The sequence below is a fragment of the Phyllobacterium sp. P5_D12 genome, assembly GCF_054049495.1.
The window spans coordinates 1-1,326 of sequence record NZ_JBFUMG010000865.1 but is presented as its reverse complement, the minus strand read 5'-3'; the positions used below and the strand labels follow the sequence as shown (position 1 = coordinate 1,326).

At 56.0% G+C, this 1,326-nt stretch carries 2 pseudogenes; both read left to right on the top strand.

Annotation, left to right across the window (positions count from 1 at the left end):
- A pseudogene (locus tag ACXJ5O_RS27140) lies at positions 1–1,036 on the top strand (serine protease); the annotation flags it as partial.
- Positions 1,018–1,326, top strand: a pseudogene (locus ACXJ5O_RS27135) (metallohydrolase); the annotation flags it as partial. The pseudogenes ACXJ5O_RS27140 and ACXJ5O_RS27135, both read left to right, overlap by 19 nt.

The window sequence follows — 1,326 nt, the reverse complement described above, 5'->3', positions numbered from 1 at the left end:
GCCTTATCTGCGCACCGCCGCTAACAAATTGACAATGAGTGACATAAAGAACGATCTCCAGCCTCACCGCGTTTCGCAGGTGCTGACGGGAGCCTGTTTTGACATCATGGTCAGTCTCTTTGGCAAATACAAGGAACGGATGGACCAACGCTTTAAGCATAATCCGAAGAGCAAGCCATCCTTGCCAAATGCCTTCTGGTACACGATCCAGCGCATGCAAATGATGGCGATACAGCCGCTGGATTTTCTGCCGCCATGCGGAGTTGAGTTCCGTGACTATGCTTTGGCGGTGTTGCGCGCCGAAGAGGTGTCCAATCCAACTGATCCCGAAGGCTATCGCGAGATGATGTTCAACGTATTTGTTGAGCGCGGTATTCTCGATGAAGCGGATCGCGCGTCCCTCTTGGAACCGGACGCTGTCTTCAATCGTCCTGAACTGACCATTTACCATGACATCGACTCGATCGGTGCATCGCGCGGCGGTGCATATCGTTTTCTCGACGACAATCGTGCAGATCTGTTCATTCCCCTCAACGCCGACCTCATCATCACCGAGATCGTTCGCGCCAAAAAGCTGACAACGGAATCGCGGCAACTCCCCGACCAGATCGTCGTGCAATACATATGGCGGGAAGATGTCGCACTCGAGGGCGAGCGCTTCGGTCGCTTTGCCGGTGAGCGAACGAGTATGCTGTGCGGTGCAACGCTCGTCCTGGACCAGAATGGCAACCAGATCCATTGGGCACGCAAACCCGGCAGCGAGGAGCTTGGTAACAGCCCCGAGCAACGCGCCGAGCGCAACGCCGGGCGCAAGCGTCGCGAGGAATTTCTCGATGCTCTGGCAGCACGGATCAAATCAGGCATGATCGGCGAGACCGTCGGCGGCGAGCTTGGTCTCCTGGCCCGTGCCATCCCGCCATTCGGTTTCAACCGCGTCGACGGCGAAGTGCGTTTTCAGCTTTCGCCGCATTTTGCCATTCACGACGATATCGAGGACGACGACATTGGAGGCCGGCAATGGCAGGTAAGCTCCTGATACGCATGTTTGACGTCGGTCTTGGCGACTGCATCTATTGCCGGATTCCTGAAGGGCATGAGGACGGCCGCGATTTTCACATTCTTATCGATTGCGGATCGCTAAGCGGCATGGACTACCTCACAGCCGCGCTCGAAAAGCTGAAGATCATGCTACCTGACGATGGAGCCAAGAAGTGGCTTGATCTGCTCATTGTCACACATCAGCACAAGGACCATATCCTGGGTTTCACGCCGGATCTCTGGGCTGACTTTTCGGTCGGCTCATTGTGGATGAGCGCCGCGATGGAT